Source organism: Streptomyces sp. NBC_01257 (assembly GCF_035917255.1).
Lineage (GTDB): Bacteria > Actinomycetota > Actinomycetes > Streptomycetales > Streptomycetaceae > Streptomyces.
Map to the genome: position 1 here is coordinate 3,440,307 of NZ_CP108472.1, position 20,853 is coordinate 3,461,159.

General features: G+C 71.6%; 14 protein-coding genes. 8 read left to right on the forward strand and 6 right to left on the reverse strand.

The features are described 5' to 3' along the window. Window positions 1-74: 74 nt before the first annotated feature. The gene (locus OG408_RS14580) at window positions 75-1,130 is read right to left on the reverse strand and encodes a MerR family DNA-binding transcriptional regulator (RefSeq protein WP_326670218.1); all 1,056 of its coding nucleotides are present in this window, start codon (window positions 1,128-1,130) and stop codon (window positions 75-77) included. A 179-nt stretch (window positions 1,131-1,309) separates the two neighbouring features. Here OG408_RS14580 and OG408_RS14585 point away from each other — a divergent pair, with 179 nt between their 5' ends. Then, window positions 1,310-1,933: a histidine phosphatase family protein gene (locus OG408_RS14585; protein ID WP_326670219.1), complete on the forward strand. Its 624-nt coding sequence runs from the start codon at window positions 1,310-1,312 to the stop codon at window positions 1,931-1,933. A 138-nt stretch (window positions 1,934-2,071) separates the two neighbouring features. On the opposite strand, the gene OG408_RS14590 is transcribed toward OG408_RS14585, so the two are convergent. Continuing rightward, window positions 2,072-4,321, reverse strand: coding sequence for a trypsin-like serine protease (locus OG408_RS14590; RefSeq protein ID WP_285563717.1), 2,250 nt, complete (start codon window positions 4,319-4,321; stop codon window positions 2,072-2,074). A gap of 78 nt (window positions 4,322-4,399) precedes the next feature. Further along, window positions 4,400-4,924, reverse strand: coding sequence for a hypothetical protein (locus OG408_RS14595; RefSeq protein ID WP_285563718.1), 525 nt, complete (start codon window positions 4,922-4,924; stop codon window positions 4,400-4,402). Window positions 4,925-5,432: 508 nt separating this feature from the next. On the opposite strand from OG408_RS14595, the gene OG408_RS14600 reads away from it, so the two are divergent. The 4 genes from OG408_RS14600 (at window position 5,433) to OG408_RS14615 (ending at window position 14,170) form a co-directional block, all read left to right on the forward strand. Then, complete coding sequence (locus tag OG408_RS14600) at window positions 5,433-8,813, forward strand: ALF repeat-containing protein (RefSeq protein ID WP_285563719.1); 3,381 nt, start codon at window positions 5,433-5,435, stop codon at window positions 8,811-8,813. Between the two features lie 81 nt (window positions 8,814-8,894). After that, window positions 8,895-10,829, forward strand: a complete 1,935-nt coding sequence (locus OG408_RS14605) for a DNA/RNA non-specific endonuclease (protein WP_326670221.1) — start codon at window positions 8,895-8,897, stop codon at window positions 10,827-10,829. A 31-nt stretch (window positions 10,830-10,860) separates the two neighbouring features. Then, window positions 10,861-11,904 carry a hypothetical protein gene (locus OG408_RS14610; RefSeq protein ID WP_285563721.1) on the forward strand — a complete coding sequence of 348 codons (1,044 nt, stop codon included), beginning with the start codon at window positions 10,861-10,863 and terminating at the stop codon, window positions 11,902-11,904. Window positions 11,905-12,496: 592 nt separating this feature from the next. Beyond that, the gene (locus OG408_RS14615) at window positions 12,497-14,170 is read left to right on the forward strand and encodes a cellulase family glycosylhydrolase (protein ID WP_326670223.1); all 1,674 of its coding nucleotides are present in this window, start codon (window positions 12,497-12,499) and stop codon (window positions 14,168-14,170) included. A gap of 70 nt (window positions 14,171-14,240) precedes the next feature. Here OG408_RS14615 and OG408_RS14620 read toward each other — a convergent pair whose 3' ends face one another. Continuing rightward, the gene (locus OG408_RS14620; RefSeq protein WP_266779238.1) at window positions 14,241-14,885 is read right to left on the reverse strand and encodes a dihydrofolate reductase family protein; all 645 of its coding nucleotides are present in this window, start codon (window positions 14,883-14,885) and stop codon (window positions 14,241-14,243) included. A 255-nt stretch (window positions 14,886-15,140) separates the two neighbouring features. Between OG408_RS14620 and OG408_RS14625 the strand changes: the two genes are divergently transcribed. Continuing rightward, window positions 15,141-16,418, forward strand: coding sequence for an MFS transporter (locus OG408_RS14625; RefSeq protein ID WP_326670225.1), 1,278 nt, complete (start codon window positions 15,141-15,143; stop codon window positions 16,416-16,418). A 43-nt stretch (window positions 16,419-16,461) separates the two neighbouring features. Here the strand turns inward: OG408_RS14625 and OG408_RS14630 are convergent, their stop codons facing one another. Then, the gene (locus OG408_RS14630; protein ID WP_326674540.1) at window positions 16,462-17,073 is read right to left on the reverse strand and encodes a TetR family transcriptional regulator; all 612 of its coding nucleotides are present in this window, start codon (window positions 17,071-17,073) and stop codon (window positions 16,462-16,464) included. Between the two features lie 97 nt (window positions 17,074-17,170). Here OG408_RS14630 and OG408_RS14635 point away from each other — a divergent pair, with 97 nt between their 5' ends. Next, window positions 17,171-18,106, forward strand: coding sequence for an oxidoreductase (locus OG408_RS14635; RefSeq protein ID WP_326670226.1), 936 nt, complete (start codon window positions 17,171-17,173; stop codon window positions 18,104-18,106). Between the two features lie 81 nt (window positions 18,107-18,187). Here the strand turns inward: OG408_RS14635 and OG408_RS14640 are convergent, their stop codons facing one another. Further along, complete coding sequence (locus OG408_RS14640; RefSeq protein ID WP_266779246.1) at window positions 18,188-18,772, reverse strand: GNAT family N-acetyltransferase; 585 nt, start codon at window positions 18,770-18,772, stop codon at window positions 18,188-18,190. A 194-nt stretch (window positions 18,773-18,966) separates the two neighbouring features. Here OG408_RS14640 and OG408_RS14645 point away from each other — a divergent pair, with 194 nt between their 5' ends. Further along, a complete protein-coding gene (locus OG408_RS14645) occupies window positions 18,967-20,808 on the forward strand; it encodes a serine/threonine-protein kinase (protein ID WP_326670228.1) in 1,842 nt (613 codons plus the stop codon). Window positions 20,809-20,853 lie beyond the last annotated feature (45 nt).

Genomic DNA, 20,853 nt, shown 5'->3' on the forward strand with positions numbered 1-20,853 from the left:
GTCCAGGTTCGACGAGTGTCGCTGCGTCTCCCCCGGCCAAGGCAACCAGGGTGCGGCCGGGAACTCCCCTCCGGTCAGGCGGGGTTGTCCCGGAGCCATCGGAGTACCTGCCGCGCGTGCTCGTCCGGCGGGAAGACCGGATAGAAGACGTGCTCGATGACGCCGTCGCGTACGACGAGCGTGATGCGCTTGTACAGGGGCACCCCGCCCGCCTCGAACGTGGGCAGGCCCAGCGTCGTGGACAGGCGGAACGCGGTGTCGGAGAGCATCGGGAACGGGAGGCGCAGCCGGTCCACCACCTCCTGCTGGTAGGCCGTTCCCTGGCTGGACAGGCCGTAGACACGGGTCGCGCCGGCGGCCACGAGGTCGTCGTGGTGGTCCCGGAAGTCGCAGGCCTCGCTGGTGCATCCCCGTGCTCCGGGGATGCTGTTCCAGCCCTCGGGGAGGTCTGTGTCGGGGCGTCCGGTGAGTGGGTAGCAGTAGATGACCGACCGGCCCTCGCCCAGCGCGTGCAGCGCGACGGTGCCGCCTGTGGTGTCGGGCAGCTCGGTCTCCGGTACGGCCCGGCCCTGGAGGTGCGCGGCCGCCCCGTCGTCCTCGGGGACCGGCAGGTCCGCGGGGAGTCGGATCAGATGTGCGTTCGCGTCGATCGCGGTGGTCCCTTCGGTGTCCGGTCCGTCGGCGGGGCCGACTGCCTTCTTGTTCTCTTCGGTGTCCGGTCCGTCGGTGGGGTCGCTCGCGCTGTCCCCTTCCGTGTCCGCTCCCCCGGTTCGGCTGTTGCGATGGGCCGCCTCGTGGAGGTGACGGGCCAGTACGGAACGGCGGGCGGTGAGTTCCTCGATCCGCTCGGTCAGGTCGTCGATGGCCTCGCGGTAGCCGGCCAGCGAGGACGGGCAGTCGTCCACGTGCTCCCGGCCGCCGGCCAGGCATTCCAGGAACGGACGGGTTCGCTCGACCGGAATCCCCAGGCGGTTCAGCTCCCGGGCCTCCCGCACCAGCCTGGCATCGTGCTCGGAGTAGTCCCGGTAGCCGTTGGCGAGCCGGGCAGGCGCGATCAGGCCCAGCGACTCGTAGTAGCGAACCGTCTTCGTCGTCACACCCGCGCGCCGCGCGACCTCACTGATCCTCATCGTGCGACGAACGTAAACCCTGCCCCCGGGGGCAACGTCAAGGGCCTGCCGGGCGAGGTCCCCGGGCCCCCGGAACCTGCGCGGCTTCCCCGCCCGCGGCCGGAACCACGCGGGCAGCCGGCGGCGTCCGTCCAGGGACTCGTACGATCACCGACACGCTTCCAGAGGATCTCGCCTCCATGACCGGAACAGCCACCCGCTACCTCTATCTCACGCGACACGGTGAGGCCTCACCGGACGAGAGTGAGCTGACGGAGAGCGGCCGACGACAAGCGGCTCTGCTGGGGCAGCGGCTCCGGGGCTGCCCGCTCTCGGCCATCCACCACGGTCCCCTTCCCCGGGCCGCGCAGACCGCTCAGCTGATCGGTGAGCAGCTCGACGGCGTTCCCCTTCAGGTGTCCGCACCCGCCGGGGACTACCTTCCGTACCTGCCCCAACGGGCCGAGCTGCCTCCGGAGTCGGCCGACGCCATGGTCGCCCGCCTGGCCCAGTTCCCGGCCCAGGAGCGCGAACAGGGGCCGGAGCTGGCCCGGGAGGCGCTCGTCCGGTTCACGGGGGCGGTGGACGGGGATGCGCCGCGCCATGAACTGCTCGTCACCCACAACTTCCTCACCGGCTGGCTCCTCCGGGATGCCCTCGACGCTCCGAAATGGCGGTGGATGGGCCTCTACCACGCCAACGCCGCACTGACCGTGATCCGGTACGAGCCCGGCCGGCCCGCCGCCGTACTCCTCTACAACGACACCGGGCATCTGCCCGTGGAGCTGCGCTCGGACTGCTTTCCGGACGACCTTCACATCTGAGGGGGCGTGGACCCCGGAACGACTGCGGTCCGCCCCCGGGGTCGGGGGCGGACCGTACGGTCAGTGCCTCACTTCGTGGCAGGCCCGGGCCGCCAGGACTCGCGTCGTGGACCGGCCCGGGCCGTCAGAGGGCCTCGCCTAGCGCGCGGCGTGGCCGAACTCGTCGCCGGCTGCGGGCAGGCCGCCGGTGCCGGGCTGGTACGTGGTCACCGCGCCGTCGGTGCCGCCGGGGATGACGTTGCCGATCGGCAGGGCGTACAGCGAACCGTAGGTGCTGGGTCCGTAGGGCAGACCGGCGTAGAGGTGGGTGCCGGTGAAGTGGATGCTCTCGCCCAGACGCTGGCCCGCCTTGGAGGTGCCGGGTATGCCGTCGCCGTCTCCGGCCTCGATCCACAGGTCGTTGTCACCGGCCGAGCCCAGCATCGAGAAGGTGTGGATCGCACCGGACTGGGTCTCCGTGCCGATGGCCTCGCCCGGGGTTCCGACGGCGACCAGCAGGGTGGAGGTGGTGGCCACCGCGCGCGGCGCGGTGTTGATCGCGGTCAGGCTCTCGCCCATCCGGTCGCCGGCCTCCGAGGTACCCGAGACCGTGTCGTCCGCTTCGCCCTGACGCAGTTCGCGCAGGTAGGTCCAGGTGCTGTCGGCGTTGATACGCACCAGGACCGCTCGTCCGGCGCCCGCCTTCGCGGCGCCGGCGACCGTGGTGGTCTCGCCCGGCGAACCGATGGCCAGCATCGAGGTGTTGGCGCCTGCGGAGGCGGAGGCGCGGTACGCGGTCATGGCCAGGGCGGCGCCGAACTCGTCGCCCGTCTCGGCGGCTCCGGTCACCCCGCCGCTTCCCTGGACGACGCCGCCGATGCTGGTGGGCCGGCCGTCCGCGTCCAGCGTGTGGCTGAACAGGGCGACCTGGCCGGCGTCGGCACTGGCGTCGAGGTCCTCGCCGGGTGCGCCGATGGCGAAGTAGTTCCCGTCACCGGCGACGGCGGCGCCGAACCGGTCGCCCGCCTCGGGCGCTCCGGGCACTGCGACGGGCAGGTCCTGGTGGAGGGAGCGGCTGGTGTCGCCGTAGACGTAGAAGGCCATTCCGGCCGCGGCCCCGCTGCCGACGGACTCGCTCCGCACCCCCGATGCCGAAGGGCCGACGGACTCGCCCGGCAGACCGATGAGGATCCACGGACGGCCCTCGGCCGTGGTGCCGGCCGCGAGGGCCTTGCCCATGCTGTCGCCGGCCTCGGAGGTCGAGACGGAGATCGCGCCGGTGCCCGCACCCTGTTCGAGGCCCTTGTGCTTCACCGCGCCGGTGCCCAGGCCGCTGGGGCCGCCGAAGAGTATGTCGACCATGCCCGCGTTCGCGGCGCCGTTCAGCGCTTCGCCCGGGGACCCGACCACCAGGTCGGTGTAACCGTCCTGGTTGTAGTCGACGGTGGCCAGGGTCTCGCCGAAGCCGTCGTTCGCCTCGGCCGCGCCGCCCACCCAGTCCAGGTCCTGGTCGATCTGGGCGATGCCCTTGCCGCCGCCGTACACCATCCGGACGAGGCCGGCTCCGGCCTTGCCGCCCACGGTCGCCTTGGCGTCGGCGACGGCGATGTCCTCGACGCCGTCCCCGTTGAAGTCGGTGATCGCGGGGGCGCCGACCTTGGAGTCGATCCAGGACTTCAGGTCGTCGACCCGGGCGGTGACGCCCGCGGTGCTGGTCTGGGTCTCGTCGGTGCCGAAGCAGCCGCCCTGGAAGGACTGGCTGTTCAGGGCCACCAGCTGGGCCGCGGCGCCGGTACCCCGGAGAACCGGGCCGCCGGAGTCGCCCATGCACGCGGCGGCGTCCTTGCCGGTGACGGCCGCCGTGGTGGCGGCGGCCGAGTCCACGGTGTAGGTGCCGGTGTGCAGCTTCAGCGGCGCCCACTCGTCCTTGCTGCGGCCGTATCCCGCGAACTTCAGCTCCTCGCCCGCAGCCGGGGCGGTGGTCGCCAGGGGGGCCGGGGCGACGTCGGTGACGGGCCGGTCGAGCCGGGCCAGGACGACGTCACGGTCGGCACGCGGCACCAGTTCGACGATCTTGCGCTGGGCACCGGAGGTGGAGGTGAGGTCGGTGCGGCCGATCGTCGCGGTCACGTTCGACGCCGGGACCCCGGGGGTCACGGAGAGGCTCTGCGCCGGGTCGGCGGCGAAGCAGCTCGCGGCGGTGAGAAGCCATTCGGAGTCGACCAGGACACCGGAGCAGCCACGGTCGTTCGTGCCGACGACGATCTGCGCGGTGTAGGCGTGGGTGGTGTCGGAGGCCTCGGAGGCAGGTCCGGTGACGGCGGCGGCGGGTACGGCGCAGAGCGCGAGCGGCGCGGCCACGAGGGAGGCGGCCGCGGCGAGGACGCGGGAGCGTCTGGTAAGGCGCATGGGTTTCAGGGTTCCTTGCTGAACGTGGACGAGGGATCTGCGGTGCTGAACAGGGCTGTTGCGGGACCCTGAGCGCGGCTACTTGGCCGTCCGGATCTCGACGAGCATGTGCTCCCGGCCTTCGTCGTCCACGGACTCGCCCACCGGGGTGAAGGTGTTCTTGATGATGTCGAAGCTCTTCTCCTCGTCACCGACGGTCATGTCGACGGTGGTGGAGTAGTCGTTGCCCTTGAACGAGTAGACGGCGGGGATCTCCAGGCTCAGCCAGCCCTCGTTGCCGACGACCTTGAAGCAGATCCTGGCGCCGTTGTGGCGGGCCAGGAGCTCGAGCTGTCCGGTGCCGGCCACACAGTCGGCGAGCGTGATGTGACCGTCGCCGCGCTTCAGGACGATGTTCTTCTCCGCCAGGATCTTGTCGGCCTGCGGGTAGTCGTAGTCCTCGACGGCGTAGCCCGGGGCTCCGTCCGCGACCAGCTTGGAGGGCGACTCCTGGGCGGGCGACCCAAGGACGCCGGTGGTCATCGCGAGGATCGCGAGAGCGCCGGCCGCCGCGGTGCCGAGAATCCTTACCGCGAGCCGATTTCTCCGCTGCCGCATGGTCATTGTTCCGTGTCTCCTCATTGCATTCCTCAGTTCGAAAAACGGGATCACAGGCATACGAAACAGGCCCCGCATCCGAGGGCTGCTCATTCAATTCGCCTCGGGACGGCTCGCCCGACCTCGTGGCAAAGGGTCATGACGATGCGTCACTGAGGTGACCCCGTCATGCCAACACGGAGAGAAGGTTCAGTCCAAAATCGCGTTCCACTCAAAAACGGGCAATGCTCGCGCACACAGTGTGACCTTCGCCATCATTTGAAAAGGTTGTATCGGTAGTTGTGAGGGACACGTAAACATTCGCGCCGCAATCGCGCTGACTTATCCAGATACCGTCACGTAAATGCCTCCATGAGGGCCCAGTTGCCTTGCCTGAATAAGCAACTCGGCTTTTATGGCCGCGCGTTGATAGGGTCACCGGAATCCAGTGACTGCCCCCGCCGCATTCCGTGGCGAGCCCTGCCCGCAAGATTGCGAGGGGCCTCACTCCACCGCCTTTGCGAGGAATTCCCCTATGCAGACGACATTTTGGAGCAGACGCCGCGTGCTCGGCGCGCTCGCCGCCGTGACCGCCGTCGCGGCCACCCCTTCGATCCTGATACCGGCCACCGCCACCGCCGCCGAAGGCACCACGCCCGAGCCGGTGCCGCTGCCCGACACCGACCGCGCCAGGGTCGTCAACGCGTGGCTGACCGGCGGCAAGAGCGTCAAGGCCGCCGCCGTCGAGGCCCTCTACGGGAGCGACGCCGGCATCCAGACCTTCCTCGCCGAGACGCTGCCGAAGCAGACCGTGGAGGACAACCGGGTCGCGATCGTCCGCAGCCTGGACCGTGCGGGCAAGGGTCTGCGCCGGGAGGCCGTCGCCGCCCTGGACAACGGCGACACCGCGATAGCCGCCTTCCTCAAGGACGGCTTCGGCCCCGCCATCGTCGAGGACCTGCAGGTCGCCACCAGCATCGTCGCGGCCACCGGCGGCAAGGCGGTGGTGCGCGAGGCCAACGCCGCCCTGACTGCCGGCACCGCGTCGCAACTCACCGCGTTCCTCGCCGACCAGCAGTACGACGCGCGCCTGGAGGACACCCTGGTCCAGGTCAGCGCCATGATGGTGAACAGTGGTCCGGAGGTGCAGAAGTACGCGGACCGCGCGCTCAGCGGCACCGCGGCCGATGCCGAGTGGTTCATGGAGACCGGCCAGCACATCGCGCGCGCCCGCGACCAGGAGTCGGCGACCATCGAGGAACTGGTGGCCGTCGTCGAGCGCGAGGGCAAGCGCGCCGAGCGCGAGACCAACCTGGCCGTGGAGGCGGGGGCCCGCGCAGAGACCGCCGCCGCGAAGGCCAAGGAAGCCGCGGAGAAGGCCGCCGCCGAGGCCTCCGCCGCCCAGAGCGATGTGCGGAAATCGGCAGCCGCGGCCCGCAAGGCGGCGAGCGCGGCGAAGGGTGCGGCGGACGCCGCACGCAACGCGATCAACGCCTCCAACGCCGCGGTGCAGGCGTCCCGCCGCGCCTCCTGGGCAGCCGTCGGCGCCGCACAGGCCGCCTCGAAGGCCGGCAGCGCCGCGTCCCGCGCCTACAACGCCGCGATCGCCGCCTCCAAGGACGCCGGTAAGACGGCGGCCGCCAAGAACGCTGCCGTCGCCGCCAAGAACGCCGCAGGCAAGGCCCGTTCGGCTGCCGCCGCCGCCCTGAAGGCCGCCCTCGCCGGCGACGCGTGCAAGGCGGCCGGCAACTCCGCCGCCTCCGCCGCGCGCAACTCGGCCGCCGCCGCCACCGCCGCCGCCCAGGCCGCCGTCGCGGCCGGTGCCTCCAAGGCGGAGGCCGACGAGGCCAAGCGCCAGGCCGCCATCGCCACCAGCGCCGCCAACCGCGCCAGCAACGCTGCCTCCACCGCCCAGGCCCTGGCGACCACCGCCGCGGCCGCGGCCCGCGCCGCGTCCGTCGCCGCCAACTCCGCCGCCGACCACGCCGAGAAGGCGGCAGCCGCCGCCGACGAGGCCGTCCTCAACGCGGGCAAGGCCATCGACTACGCCAACAAGTCGACCGCCCACGCCGCGGAGGCCGTGAAGGCCGCCAACGTCGCCACCAAGGCCATCACCGACGCCCTGGAAGTGGAGAAGAACGCCCGCGCCGCCGAGGCCCAGACCCTGCTGCAGGACAAGCAGCAGGCCATCGAGGAGGCTCAGCAGCTCGCCGCCATCGAGCAGAACGAGCTGTCCGACGTCCGCGACAAGCGGCTCATGGCGGAGCGCACCAGCCAGGAGACCAAGGACGTCATAGCCAACGCCGAAACGGCCCTGTACTCCGGCGACATGACACTCGCCGCGACCCTGGGCCGGCAGGCGGCGATCGCCCTGATCGACGCCCGCGGCGCCTACACCCGCCAGGCGGCCCAGCACGCCCTCGCCGGTTCCGATGACGACGTCTTCGCCTGGATCGACCTCGACCGGGCCCTCGCCCAGGGGCAGGACGACCGCGAGACCACCCTCCACGTGGCGACGATCGGCGCACCCATGGTCGCCGCGGCCGCCGCGGCCGCGCTGGAGAGCAACGACTCGCTCGCCGTCGGGGACTTCCTCACCAGCGGCATGAAGCGCGCCTCGGACGAGGAACTGAGCGTCGCGATCAACAAGATCCTCGGTGAGGGCGCGGGCAAGGCCGTCACGAAGGCCGCCAACGACGCACTGGAGGACAACACCACCGAGTCCCTCAACTACTTCTTCGACACCGCCTACCCCATAGCGGTCAAGGAGGACGACGGGGTCCGCACCAACGAACTCATCGCCACCGGAGGCGCGTTCACCAAGGCCTACGGCGAGGTCGCGCTGGAGGGCCCGGCCTGGATGCTGCGCAACTTCATCACCGTGATCCAGTACCGCACGGCGCAGCTCGACCACGACACCGCCACCCACGTCGCCGCGGTCCGCGGAGCCATCGCCGCGGCCGCGAAGATCGCGGAGAAGGCGCAGGAGGACGCGGCCCTCGCCTCGAAGGCCGCCGCCGACGCCCGTAACGCCGCCGACGAGGCCCAGGAGTGGGCGCAGAAGGCCCTCGACTCCGCCGCCAAGGCCGACGACTACGCCCAGGAGGCGCGGGACAACGCGAACGCCGCCGACAAGTCGGCCGCCGACGCCCAGTCCTCCGCCACCACGGCGAAGAACGCCGCCGCCACCGCCCACGGCGCAGCGCGCTCCGCCAACTACTCGGCGAACAAGGCCGTCGACTCGGCACGCGCCGCCCTCGCCTCCTCCGCCGAGGCCCAGCGGTCGGCCGCCGCCGCCCGCGCCTCCGAGCTCGCGGCCGGCGCCGACGCGAAGGCCGCCGCCGCCGCGTACTCCCAGGCCAAGCAGATCGTCGCCGACAAGAAGCGGGCCGAGGTCATCGCCAGGGCCAAGGCGGCCGCCCTCGCGGCCGAGGAACAGCGCAACAAGCACCAGAACCCGGCCGACAACGACAAGAACAACCAGGTCAACCCCAACGGCACCGCGGGCGGCGACTCCGACGAGTGGTGGAACGACGCCCAGTTCTACGCCGACGCCGCCAACATGATCAGCGTCGGCGCCGGATTCCTGGCCGCCGGCTGCGCCCTCGCCGCCTTCGTCTTCCCGCCGGCCCTCGCGGCGGCCGGCTTCTTCGCCGGCGTCTCCGCGGGCGCGGGCGCCCTGGGCACCCTCTTCACGGGCATCGAGCACGGCTTCACCAGCGGCGCCTTCTGGGAGTCCGCCGTCGGAACCGGCCTGAGCCTGGTCTCCTTCGGCGCCTACAAGTGGGTCGGCGCCGCCGACAAGGCGCTCGGCGGCGGCCTCGTGAAGCCCGTCGTCGGCAAGATCACCGACGTCGGCGAGGACCTGGTCTCCGGCATCACCAAGGGTCTCAGCAACTTGGGCCTGGCGGCCTGATCCCCTCCCGCCCAGGGGGCGCCGCAGTCATGCGGCGCCCCCTTCCCTTCCCTCCCCCTTTCACGGAAAGTTCCTGCCTCCATGCATGCGATACGCACCGGGCGCGCCCCGAGAAGACGCGCCCGCTCAGCGGTCCTGACCGGTCTCACCGCCCTGACGCTCGTCCTCACGACAGCCGTCACGGGCCAGGCGGCCCAGCCGCAGTCGTCCACGGCGACCACGTCGTCGGCCACGAAGGCCGCCGGCACCAGCAACGGGACCGACGCGCTCGCGACCCGCTCCGGTGAGGAGTGCACCGCCACCGCGCCCGGCTCGAAGGAGCGCCGCGCAGGCGCCGTCGAATCCTGCGTGACCGTCGCTCCCGCCCCCGCGAAGGCGCAGGCCCGCGTCGCCGCCACCGCCGCCGACGGCAACACCGGAAGCTGCGACATCACCAACCCCGGCATCTACAGCTACGAGCGCTTCTCGTACTGCGTGACCGGCATCAACGTCACGTACATCCTGCGCAACGCCAACGGCGTGGAGATCGGCCGCGGCACCCTGGCGGTCTCCACCGGCGGCGACCTCTCCCCGACCGAAACGACCTGGAGCGAACAGGTCACCGTCACGATGACCAGCGCCGCCGGCGATGTCACCGCCCTGGATGCCAAGCTCCGCGCCTCCTGCGACGCCGGCTGCACGGCCACCAAGACCGCCCCCTGGTACAAGAGCGACCTCGTCGTCGGGGGTAGCCTCACCGGCACCGTCACCTACTCCTCGCCGCAGGCGGCGGGCTCTTCCTCCTCCTTCCTCACGGCGTACGCGATGTACGTGACGTCCCCGGGTGCGACGACGGTCGACCCGAACGCGTCGTGGAAGAACGCGCGGCAGATCAGGTGCGACGACGCCGTCGGGGGGACTTCGGTGGCCGGCTGCGCCGTCCCCTCCGTCATGGCCGTGGTGCCGATGAAGGCAACGAGCGCGGACGCGGGCGGCGCCGTGGCCGCCTACGGCTGGGCACAGAGCAACCTCAACGGCGCCTGGGGGAAGAAGGGCAGCCCCCTGACCCGGTCGACAAGCGGCGTGGCCGCCCGCACCGCCACCACGTGCGGCGGCTTCACGGCCGAGACGGAGCTCGTCGACGGCGACTCCTGCGGTGACTTCCCGTTCGGCGAGGCGAAGGAGGGCGGTGCCGCCGGCGCGCAGTGTGTCCAGGCGATCCCCCACCTGGGCAACGGCGAATGGAACACCTACGTTCTGAACGACGCCCATGAACTGGACCGCGCCGCCCCCTGTGTCCAGGCCCATGTCACGCCCGCCGAGAAGCAGTTCGCCGACACGCAGCTCGTCGACGGCTTCACGGACCAGCGGGTGATCGACGCCGACCAGTTCGAGCTGCCGGTCTCGGTTCCGGACGCCGGACCGCAGGCCAGTTGCCTGAACGACCCCCGGCCGATCAACTCGATCCCCAACCCGATCGGCGGCGGCTGGTTCTGGAACACCACCGAGGCGGTTCCTCTCGCCAACCAGAGCAAGCCGGCGGCCGGCGCCGGGGAAAGGCCGACCCGGGCGCAGGCATGCCTGGGACGGGAGACCAGCGGGGGGAAGGGAACCAGCGATCCCGTCACCGGCTGGGAGGACGCGGAGAAGTTCAAGAAGGACAACAGCCTCACCTACGGCCTGTCTCGGTGTCATCTCATCGCGAAAGTCCTCGGCGGAAAGGGTAACGACGCGCTCACTCGGAGCAACCTCGTCCCCTGCTGGCAGACCGGAATGAACACCGGCACACCCAGCATGCGGAAGTTCGAGACCATGGCGCAGGACACGATCAAAGGCCCCATCGCCAGCTTCGGACCAAACGACGCGGTCTTCTACCAGGTGACGCCCGTCTACAAGGACGCGGACAGCACCATCCCGACGGGCGTCACGATGATCGCTAGTATCCAACGGGCGAACGGGACAACAGAGGAACTGTTCCCCAACGTCTACGTCACGAACACCTACGCGAACACCGGAACGTACAACCTCGGTAACTGATCCCACACATTGCGCGCCAACGGGAGCCGGCATGAGCTTCACCACCCCACCGCGGCCGTTCAACATCGCCGCGCTCTTCCCTCAGCTGGCCCCGCTGGCGCGCACAGCGACCCGGCTGCACCCGCGGCCCGGGTCGCCGACCGTGCACGACAGCTCCGTCGGCGGACCACTCCTCTGGCCCGCCGACGAGCCCTGGCCCCACTGCAGCGAGGCACACAACAGGCACGCGTCGCCGGTGGTCCACTCACCGGACGACATCCGGCTCCTCCGCCGAGACCTCGCCGCAGCAACCGAACGGCTGCGCCTAGACCCCGAGGCACCCGAGTCCACCCCCGAGGAACGGGAGAACTGGGAGCGGCTCAAGGCGGGCCGCCCCTGGTTCGACGGCCCAATCCCCCTCCTCCCGGTCGCCCAGCTCTACGCCCGAGACATACTCTTCCCGTGCCCGACCGACGCGGACCTCCTCCAGATCCTCTGGTGCCCCTTCGACCACGAGGAGACTGCCCACCCGAAGACCGCGCTCTTCTGGCGCTCCTCCGCCTCCGTCGCCAGCGTCCTCGACGCACCACCCGAGCCTCCCGTTGTCCAGCTCGGCTACTACCTCCCCGAGCCGTGCCTCTTCTCACCCGAGCAGGTGACCGAGTACCCCAACCCCAGGGAGTTGAGCGAGGAACTCCGGGGCCAGCTCGAAGACATGAGCCGCTGGGATTCCATCGACCCTGCGCGGTACAAGTCGTATGCGTACGACCCGAGCGACCTCTACCAGAGCAGCCTCTGCCACGCCCCCGGCTGGAAGACCGGCGGCTGGACTCTCTGGGACCGCATGGACCCCATACCCCGCCCCTGCCCCGAGTGCGGCACCGAACAGGTCCCGCTCCTCACCATCGCCTCCTGGGAATGGGACGGCGACGGCGGCACGTGGATCGCCAAGGAGCAAGCGCCGAACCCGGCCCCGCCTCCCCTGGGCGCCCAGAACGGCAACTTCACCCTGATCGACATCCTCGGCGGCTACAACCTCCAACTCCACGCGTGCCCGAAGTCCCCGGACCACCCCCACATCGAACTGGCCCAGTGAACACTCCATGCAATGCCGTCCGCGGAGCGTGTAGCCGCCACACCGCCGCCGGGCGTGTGGCGTCCCCGTAGTGCTGATGCCACCTACCCGCCGGCCATGCCCGCGCGTATGGCCGCAAGGGCACTACGCTGGAAGATCGGCGGGTGGACCCGCTGGGGGCTCACCGACCCCATGCCCAGGCCGTGCCCGGAATGCGGAACCGAAACCGACCCGCTGCTCACCATCGCCGGCTCGGAATGGAATGCGGGCACCCAGAGCTGGGCCCCCGACGAAGACGGGGGCGAACTCCGCCTCGCCCAGCTCGGCGCCCACATCGCAGAAGCCCACCGGGCTCGACATCGCCCGCGGCTCCAACCTGCAACTCCACGCCTGCCCGGTATCCCCCGACCATCCGCACATCGAACTGATCCAGTGATCGGTGCGTAAGAAGAGCACCTGACGGCCGCGAGCCGCGGGCGATGCCGCTGCGCAATGTATTGACGTGCCCCTGACTAACTGGCTTCATAGGAGCGCGTAAGCGTGGGAGCGCTCCCACACGCGGAAACGTCTGTCGATGCTCAGCTCTTGATCCCGCTCACCCCCTGGAGCCGCAGTGAGAACAGCAAGAAGCACGCAGAAGAACCCAGCGCACAAGCATCCCGTCACCGCTCTCCTGACCGCCCTGGTCACCCTCCTCGGCCTCCTCGCCCTCGGTGGCCTCGCCCCGGCCCAGGCCGCACCAGCAACGCCCGCCGCCACCGGACTGCACATCAGCGACGGCCGCCTGCTGGAGGGCAACGGCAACGACTTCGTCATGCGCGGGGTCAACCACGCCCACACCTGGTACCCCGGCGAGACCCAGTCGCTGGCCGACATCAAGGCGACCGGCGCCAACACCGTCCGCGTCGTGCTCTCCGACGGGTTCCGCTGGAGCAGGAACAGCCCGGACGACGTGGCCGCCGTCATCGCCCAGTGCAAGGCCAACCGGCTCATCTGCGTACTGGAGGTGCACGACACCACGGGGTACGGGGAGGACGCCGCCGCCGGCACGCTCGATCACGCCGCCGACTACTGGATCAGCCTGAAGGACGTCCTCGCCGGCCAGGAGGACTACGTCGTCATCAACATCGGCAACGAGCCCTGGGGCAACACCGACCCGGCCGGCTGGACCGCACCCACGACCGCCGCGATCCAGAAGCTGCGCGCCGCCGGATTCGCGCACACGATCATGGTGGACGCGCCCAACTGGGGCCAGGACTGGCAGGGCGTCATGCGGGACAACGCCCAGGCCGTCTACGACGCCGACTCCACCGGCAATCTGATCTTCTCGATCCACATGTACAGCGTCTACAACACCGCGCAGAAGGTCACCGACTACCTGAACGCGTTCGTGGACGCCGGACTCCCCCTGGTCATCGGTGAGTTCGGAGGCCCCGCCGACCAGTACGGCGACCCCGACGAGGACACCATGATGGCCACCGCCGAGCAGCTGAAGCTCGGTTACATCGCCTGGTCCTGGAGCGGCAACACGGACCCGATCCTCGACCTGACGATCGGCTTCGACCCCACGCAGCTCAGTTCCTGGGGTGAGCGCATCTTCCACGGCGCCGACGGCATCGCCCAGACCTCCCGCGAGGCCACCGTCTACGGCGGCGCCACGGAGGACACCGAGGCCCCGACCGCGCCCGGCGCCCCGACCGCCTCCGCGGTGACGGACACCTCCGCCACGCTCGGCTGGACCGCGGCCTCCGACAACGTTGCCGTCACCGGCTACGACGTCGTCCGCGTCGACGGCACCACGGAGACGGCCGTCGCCTCCTCCGCCACCACCGGCGTCACTGTCACCGGACTCGGCGCCGGTACCGCCTACACGTTCGCGGTGTACGCGCGCGACGCCGCCGGGAACCGTTCGGCGCGCTCGGCCACGGTGGGCGTCACCACGGACGAGGGCGGCAGCACGCCGGGCGCGAGCTGCTCCGTCGGCTACCGGGTCGTCGGCGAGTGGCCGGGCGGCTTCCAGGGCGAGATCACCATCCGCAACACCGGCACCACCGTCATCGACGGCTGGACGCTGGGCTTCGCCTTCGCCAACGGCCAGACCATCAGCAACATGTGGGGCGGAATTCCCACGCAGAACGGCGGTTCGGTGAGCGTCGCGCCCGCCTCGTACACCTCGTCGATCGCCGCGAAGGGCTCGGTCACCGTCGGATTCACCGCCGGTCGCAGCGGTACGAACGCCGCGCCGAGCGCGTTCACCCTCAGCGGTGGCGCCTGCGCCGCCGCCTGAGGCCCGGCCCGGCCCGGCGGAGACCGCCGGGCCGGGCACGGCGCCCGTGACGCCGGCCGGCGTGCGTGATTCAGCGCCGCCAGAACAGGTGGTGCGTCACACCGCTCGGGCTGGGCACGACGTCCAGGTGGAACCGGTCGAGCAGGTCGTCGGGCGACTCCCAGAGCCGAACCCCGGAGCCGAGCTTCACCGGTGCGACCACCACGTGCAGGGCGTCGACGAGATCGGCGTCGAGGAACTCCCGGACGGTGGTCGCCCCGCCCCCGAGCCGGACGTCCTTGCCCTGCGCCGCCTCCCGTGCCGTGGCGAGGACCGCGGCGGGCTCGTCGTCGACGAAGTGGAACGTGGTGTCGGAGAGGGTGAACGAAGGGCGCGTGTGGTGGGTCATCACGAAGACCGGGGTGTGGAACGGCGGTTCGTCGCCCCACCAGCCACGCCACTCGTGGTCCTTCCAGGCTCCGCGGTGCGGGCTGAACTTGTTGCGGCCCATGATCTCGGCGCCGATGTTGTGCGTGAAGTCCCGGGTGAAGTAGTCGTCGAGGCCGCGGCTCCCTCCGGGGTCGGTGCGGTTGGGCCAGCTCGCCGTGGCACCGGCCCAGGACATCAGGGCCCCGGGGTCGGCGTGCCCGAACGGCCGCTCCAGGCTCTGGCCCTCGCCGGCGCCGAATCCGTCGCTCGACACCGTGAAGTTCTGCACTCGCAGCAGCTGTGCCACGTGCGTCCTCCTCCTGTGGTTGTTGACCCTGATGAGACTGCCGACCCCGCTGAAAGTCATCGCCGCCACGCCGATGACCGCCCCCGGCGCCGGGCGGCGGAGCCGGGCCTCAGCCGGTGCCGGTGGTACGTACCCCTCCCCGGCCTGCGGCTACGCGATCTTCCGGCGCCCCCGCGAGTGGCCGGAGCCCTGCCGGCTCTGATATCCCTGACCGACGTCAGAGGGTACGAGCACGGCAGCGAAGGGGCACCCGCCATGGGAGGCAGACCGTCGCTGGGCCGCCGGTTCGGGTGGCTGTGGGCCGCGTACTCGGTCAGCACCTTCGGCACGCGGCTCGCGTTCGACGCGTTCCCCCTGATGGCGATCCTGGTGCTCCACTCCGGGCCGACGGCGGTGTCGGTCCTGGCCGCCGCCGGGCTGGCCGTCGGCGCCGTGATCGCGATCCCGCTCGGCCCGTGGGTCGACCTCCGCCGCAAACGGCCCGTGATGATGGCGATGGACCTCATCCGCTTCGGGGCGCTGCTGACCGTCCCCGTCGCGTACGCGCTCGATCTGCTCGGCTTCGTCCAGTTGCTGGTCGTGTCCGTCGTCGTCGCGTCCGCCGACATCACCTTCGGCGCGGCCGCGGGCGCGTATCTGAAATCGCTCGTGCCCTCGCGGGACCTGGTCACCGCCAACGGGCGGTTCGAGTCCACGTCCTGGACCGCCACCATGCTGGGGCCGCCGCTGGGCGGGGCCGCGATCGGCATGTTCGGGCCGGTGATCACGGTGCTGGCCGACGCGGTCAGCTATCTGCTCTCGGCCCTGGGGCTCCGGGCGATCGGCGGCAAGGAGCCACCGCCCGGCACCGGGGAGCGGCCTCGGCTGCGGGCCGGTGATCTGCTCGACGGCTGGCGCCACATCCTCACCGACCCGGCGCTCCGCCCGCTGTTCTTCAACACGGTCCTGACCAGCGGTCTGATCATGGCGACCGCGCCGGTGCTCGCCGTCCTCATGCTGAGCGACCTCGGCTTCGCGCCCTGGCAGTACGCGCTCGGCTTCGCCGCGCCCTGCATCGGCGGCCTGATCGGCTCCCGCATGGCGGGCGGCCTGGTCACCCGGTTCGGCCGGCACCGGGTGATGCTCTTCACCGGGTGGCTGCGGGCCTGCTGGCTGGTGGGACTGGTCTTCGTCGGGCCGGGCACGGTGGGACTGGTCACCGTCATGGTGGTCGAGCTCGGGCTGATCACGTCCATGGGCGTCTTCAACCCGGTGTTCGCCACGTACCGGCTGGAGCACACGGACACGGGCCGCGTCGCCCGCACCCTGTCCGCCTGGTCGGTCAGCAGCAAGGCGACCGTCGCCCTCCTGACCGCGCTCTGGGGGCCGCTGGCCGCGCTCACCGGCCCGCGCACGGCGATCGGCGTCGCCGGCCTGCTCATGCTGGCGACCCCGCTGCTCCTGCCGCACCGGGAGCCGGCGGAGGGCAAGGGCGTACCGGACGGGGGCGGCACCGAGGCCGAGGCCGATACCGGCCGGAGCCGTACGACCTGACGTCCACGGCCGGGGACACGGTGCCAAGCCCCTTCGGGTCAGTTCAGGGCTGCTCGCTGCGGGCCGTCGTCCCGGCGTCCAGCGCCGGGGCGATCACCTCGAAGGCCTGGTCGAGCAGGGCGGCCGGTGACTCGGCACCGTCGCCGGTGCTCCAGCGGTGCAGTACGGCGTCGAACGCGTTCAGCGCCATGCCCGCCGCCATCCTGGGATAGAAGTCCGCACCGGCGTCGAGCCCCAGCCGCTGCGCCACCTCCTGCGCCAGGTCGTCGCGCCACTGCGCCTGGCGTTCCAGGAAGCGCGCGAGCAGGGCGGGGGTCCGCAGGATCAGCCGGACCACGCGCAGCGCCCGGTCCCCGTGGTCGGCGCATTCACCGAGGGGCACCCACACCGCCCGCAGCAGCGCGACGGAGGGCGGTTCCGCGGCGGGGCGCGTCGCGAGCTCGGCGCGGATGCCGGTGCCCATGTCGGCCAGGAACTGGACGACCACGTCCTCCTTGGACGCGAAGTAGCGGAAGAACGTCCGCTTGGAGACGCCGGCGGCGACCACGATCTCGTCGACCGTGACGGCGTCGAACCCCTTCCGGGCCAGCAGTTGGAGGGCCGCTTCCGTCAGTTCGTCGGAGACGAGCCGGCGCTTGCGCTGGGCCATGGTCATGTCGGGGCGGCTGCTCACCACCCCAGGGTATTGCATGCCTTTAATGACACCAAGTGCCATGTTGACACATGATGCCGTCAGAGGCAGCCTGTGTCGTATGACACCGCAGCAACGCTGGACTTCCGAGCAGATCCCGGACCAGACCGGGCGCGTGATCGTCGTCACCGGGGCCAACAGCGGCCTCGGGCTGGCCACCACCCGGGCCCTCGCCCGGCGCGGCGGGCATGTGATCCTCGCCGTGCGCGACGAGGAGAAGGGCCGCCGCGCGGTCGCGGACCTCACCGCCGGGCAGCCGGACGCCCGTCTTGAGGTGCGCCGGCTCGACCTGGCCGACCTCGACTCCGTACGGTCCTTCGCCGACCGGCTGCACGCCGACCGCGGGCGGCTGGACGTGCTCGTCAACAACGCCGGGGTGATGGCGCCGCCCCGGACCCTGAGCCCCCAGGGCCACGAGGTGCAGTTCGCGTCCAACCACCTCGGCCACTTCGCCCTCACCGGGCTGCTGCTCGACCTGCTGGGCGCCGGGAGCGATCCCCGTGTCGTCACGGTGAGTTCGGCCAATCACCGCAAGGCCCGGATCCACTTCGACGACCTCACGGGCGAGCGCCGGTACACGCCGATGGGTTTCTACAACCAGTCCAAGCTCGCCAACGCCGTCTTCGGCCACGAGCTCCACCGTCGGCTGACCGCGGCCGGCAGCCCGGTGCGCAGCCTGCTCGCCCACCCCGGTTACGCCGCCACCGGGCTGCAGACCGAGGGGCCCGCCGCCCTGGTGAAGCTGCTGTTCGGCCGCGTCCTCACACCGCTCGCCCAGAGCCCGGACCGGGGCGCCCTGTCCCAGCTGTACGCGGCGACGGACCCGAGTGCGCGGGGCGGCGAGTTCATCGGGCCGGACGGGATGGGCGAACTGCGGGGCGGGCCGACCCGGGTGGAGCTGTCCGCCGGGGCGGCGGACGCCGCGACCGGTCAGCGGCTGTGGGAACTGTCGGAGCGGGCGACGGGCGTGCGGTTCGCGTTCCCCGCATCCGTCTGAACGGTTCGGCTGCCCGCGCCCTCCCCCATGGCGGTGCGGGCGGTCAGCCCGTCGGGCCCCGGGCAGGCAGATGCACGGCGGTCAGTCCGTCCGGACCCGGGCGTGCAGATGCACGTCGTGGCGGCCGTCCGCCTGCAGCCACGCCGAGCGCCGGACGCCCTCCACGGCGAAGCCCGCCTTCTCCGCCACCCGGCACGACGCGTGGTTGGCGGTGGCGTGCTCCAAGGCGATCCGGTGGAAGCCCCACGTGTCCATCGCCCACTGCGTCACCACCGTGACCGCGCTCGGGCACAGCCCCCGGCCGCGCGCCAACGGCACGGTCCAGTAGGCGATTTCGGCCGTGCCGTCCTGGAGGTCGAAGGCCTTCAGGGCGACCCGGCCCAGCAGTGTGCCGCCGTCCGCCGCATCGACGAGCGCCCAGTGGGCGCCGGTCCCGGCCGTCCACTCCGCCTGCCAGGCAGCGATCCACTCCTCCGCCTCGGCCACGGAATCCGCTCTGCGCACATGCCAGCGCTGGATCGCCGGATCACGGAAGGCCTCCAGGACCGCCGCGGCATCGGTGCGGAGCCAGGGGCGCAGCAGCGCCTCCTCCCCTACGGGCAGGGCGGGATGGCCGGTGGCGGCCGGTGTGCCGGCAGGGATCGAGGGGCCAACCAGGGACGGCATGACGGGCATTCTCACAGACGCCCGCCGGGGAGGGGCCGGACGGGCCGCCCTGGCGGGGGGAGGTCCGGCACGCGCGCGCCGCGCCCCTCCCGTGCGCCCGCCCGCATGCGCGCCCCCGTGCTCGTCCTCCGCGACTCCGGATTTGGATAAGGTGCCGTTTCGACAGCAGCGTTCTTCGGGGGAGACACGAGTTCATGAGCGGTCAGCAGCCAAACCGGGGCGGCGCCTCGCAGGTCTTCCAGCCACTGGCGGCGGACGACCCGGCCACCATCGCCGGATACCGTCTCGCCGCCAAGCTCGGCGCGGGCGGTATGGGCAAGGTGTACCTGTCGTACACACCCGGCGGACGGCCCGTCGCCATCAAGGTGATCCGGCCCGAGTTCGGCGAGGACCCCGAGTTCCGGCGGCGGTTCGCGCAGGAGGTGCAGTCCGCGCAGCGCGTGCAGGGGCTGTTCACCGCGCCGGTCATCGACGCCGACACCAACGGTGCGCAGCCGTGGCTCGCCACCGCGTACGTGCCGGGGCCCTCGCTCGCCGACGCGGTCGCCGCGCACGGGGCGCTGCCGGTCGAGGCGGTGCTGCTGCTGATCGCCGGCATGGCGGAGGCGCTGCACGTCATCCACGGCGCGGGCATCGTGCACCGCGACCTCAAGCCGTCGAACGTGCTCCTCGCAGCGGACGGGCCGCGCGTCATCGACTTCGGCATCGCGTACGCGGCCGACGCGACGTCGCTCACCGGCAGCGGCGTCACCATCGGCACCCCGTCGTTCATGGCCCCGGAGCAGGCCGCGGGGCGCCGGGTCACCCCGGCCACCGACATCTTCGCGCTCGGCCAGGTCGCGGCCTACGCGGCCACGGGCTCACCGGCCTTCGGCGAGGGGACCTCGCACGGGGTGCTCTACCGGATCGTCCACGAGGAGCCGGACCTCAGCGGCGTCCCGGAGCGGCTGATGGAGCTCGTCGGCCGGTGCCTGTCCAAGGACCCGGAGGCCAGGCCCTCGGTCGCCGAGGTCATCACGCTGTGCCAGACCGCGAACGCGGAAACGGTGCTGCGCCGCCCGGAGGACTGGCTGCCGAGCCCGGTCGCCGCCGACATCACGGTCCGCGCGGCCGCGCCCGCCCCGGTGCAGACCCCGCCGCCCCCGGCCGCCGCCCCGGCGGCGTACTCGCCCACGACTCCGGTGGCCCCGAGCACGCCGCCCCCGGGGTACGGCCCGCCGGTCACGCCCCCGCCCGTCCAGAGCCAGGCGGCGCATCCCACGCAGCCCGCTCACCCCGCTCACCACCCCGCCCAGCCGTACCAGCCGGTCTCCCAGGCGCAGGTCCACGCCCCGACGCAGTTCCCCACCGGGTACCCGGCGCAGGACCAGACGTACCCCGGTCACCGCCCGCCCCAGGGGCCGGGCCCGACGCCGCAGCCCGCGAAGGGCCGCGGCGGCCGGATCGCCGCCATCGTCATCGCCGCCGCGCTCGTCCTCGGCATCGCGGGCGGCGGGACGGCGTACTTCCTGCTCAAGGACGACGGGAAGAAGTCGCAGAGCAACGAGTCGCCCAAGGACAACAGCACACCCAAGGACGGCGGTTCGTCACCGGGTGCGGATGACGAGAGCACGGACACCGCGACCGACCCGAAGCCCTCCGCCAAGGCCGATCCGAAGCCGGCCGACTACCCGGGCATCAATCTCACCGCCGGCTACCACCTGACCCTCGGGGACGAGGACGTCCGCCCGCAGGACGGCGAGGACAGTGGGTACGAACTGTCCTACGACACCGGCGGCTACCTCGACGCCGAGGCGGAGGGCGGGCGCCTCGTCCTGCTCGACCCGGGCCAGGAGGGATCGTTGGAGACCTGCCGCTCGGACACCCGGTTCACCAGCAACATCTACGTGGACAAGCTCTCCAAGGGACGGCAGGTCTGCATCACGACCGGCACGGGACACCTGGCGCTCCTCACGTACCAGGGCCACTCCCCCGAGGACTCGCCCAGTGACTACATGACGATCGACCTGACCGTCTGGCGCAACGCGACCGGCTGAGACTGGAGTTGCCGTGCGGCGGCCTGCCCTGCGGCGGGCCGCCGC

Coding starts and splice junctions, on each gene's coding strand:
- OG408_RS14580 (WP_326670218.1), bottom strand. CDS start 1,130: ATGAGGATCAGTGAGGTCGCGCGGCGCGCGGGTGTGACGACGAAGACG.
- OG408_RS14585 (WP_326670219.1), top strand. CDS start 1,310: ATGACCGGAACAGCCACCCGCTACCTCTATCTCACGCGACACGGTGAG.
- OG408_RS14590 (WP_285563717.1), bottom strand. CDS start 4,321: ATGCGCCTTACCAGACGCTCCCGCGTCCTCGCCGCGGCCGCCTCCCTC.
- OG408_RS14595 (WP_285563718.1), bottom strand. CDS start 4,924: ATGACCATGCGGCAGCGGAGAAATCGGCTCGCGGTAAGGATTCTCGGC.
- OG408_RS14600 (WP_285563719.1), top strand. CDS start 5,433: ATGCAGACGACATTTTGGAGCAGACGCCGCGTGCTCGGCGCGCTCGCC.
- OG408_RS14605 (WP_326670221.1), top strand. CDS start 8,895: ATGCATGCGATACGCACCGGGCGCGCCCCGAGAAGACGCGCCCGCTCA.
- OG408_RS14610 (WP_285563721.1), top strand. CDS start 10,861: ATGAGCTTCACCACCCCACCGCGGCCGTTCAACATCGCCGCGCTCTTC.
- OG408_RS14625 (WP_326670225.1), top strand. CDS start 15,141: ATGGGAGGCAGACCGTCGCTGGGCCGCCGGTTCGGGTGGCTGTGGGCC.
- OG408_RS14630 (WP_326674540.1), bottom strand. CDS start 17,073: ATGACCATGGCCCAGCGCAAGCGCCGGCTCGTCTCCGACGAACTGACG.
- OG408_RS14635 (WP_326670226.1), top strand. CDS start 17,171: ATGACACCGCAGCAACGCTGGACTTCCGAGCAGATCCCGGACCAGACC.
- OG408_RS14640 (WP_266779246.1), bottom strand. CDS start 18,772: ATGCCGTCCCTGGTTGGCCCCTCGATCCCTGCCGGCACACCGGCCGCC.
- OG408_RS14645 (WP_326670228.1), top strand. CDS start 18,967: ATGAGCGGTCAGCAGCCAAACCGGGGCGGCGCCTCGCAGGTCTTCCAG.